Annotated in this window: 1 protein-coding gene; it reads right to left on the reverse strand. The window is 34.3% G+C overall.

What is annotated here, in order from left to right; genetic code table 11:
* Positions 1 to 487 (reverse strand): Cj0814 family flagellar-dependent secreted protein (locus tag CCO88_RS10525; RefSeq protein WP_002840629.1); only part of this gene is annotated, 487 nt, incomplete at both ends.

A 487-nucleotide genomic window follows, 5' to 3' on the forward strand; every position in this document is an offset into this window, starting at 1 on the left:
ACCCTAGTTTGTCCTATAAGATTATTTAATCTATCCATTATAGAATCAGCGTAGGAGTTAATGGTGCTAGGTTTTGCTTTCCAGCCATTGGCAATGGCTTGTTTAATTTCAGCATCTAAAGCCCAATTACCCATAGCAGATTCTTTAGGAATGTTATTTTCATACATATATAAATCACCTTCTTCTATGCCACGCTCTGCCCAGTATCTAAAAAAGCTTTTAAAGTCACTTTTACCTGTCATAATACTATCTAAGTGTATGGCTGGACCACTAAAACTCTCTTTAGCCATAGCTCTATTATAAGCTTCTACTTTTGGATTAAGTGTGGTTTTTAGACTCTCAACAGGTTGTCCACCTTGAGATTTTAAAAAACTCATAAACAAAGTTTCTTTAGAATAGCTTCCATCTTCATTTTGTGGATAAACTGACATATCAGGATTAAACTGCCAATCTTCACCTTTAGAAACATTTTTGATTTCTTCTAAGG

Origin of the sequence: Campylobacter coli LMG 9860 (assembly GCF_000254135.1) — a bacterium.
Lineage (GTDB): Bacteria > Campylobacterota > Campylobacteria > Campylobacterales > Campylobacteraceae > Campylobacter_D > Campylobacter_D coli.